Source organism: Herbaspirillum sp. WGmk3, from assembly GCF_023952535.1.
GTDB classification, from domain to species: Bacteria; Pseudomonadota; Gammaproteobacteria; order Burkholderiales; family Burkholderiaceae_D; genus Herbaspirillum; species Herbaspirillum huttiense.
In genome coordinates, this window is sequence record NZ_JAKYWT010000181.1 from 1 (window position 1) to 229 (window position 229).

Genomic DNA, 229 nt, shown 5'->3' on the forward strand with positions numbered 1-229 from the left:
GTTTTTTTTTTTTTGTTTTTTTTTTTTTTTGTTGGGGGGGGTGGTTGTTTTTGGGTGTTGGGTGGTTTTGTTTTTTTTGTTTTTTTTTTTTTTTTTGTTTTTTTTTTTTTTTTTTGTTTGTTTTTTTTTTTTTTTTTTTTGTTGGGCCCGGGTGGGCGCGGGGGGGGGGCTGTTTGTTGTGGGGTTGTTTTGGGGTGTTTTTGGGGGTGTTGGTGGGGGGGGGGCCCCC

Annotated in this window: 1 protein-coding gene; it reads right to left on the reverse strand. The window is 39.7% G+C overall.

All coding sequences use genetic code 11. The features are described from left to right. Positions 1-229 (reverse strand): hypothetical protein (locus tag MKD49_RS26650; RefSeq protein WP_252697789.1); only part of this gene is annotated, 229 nt, incomplete at both ends.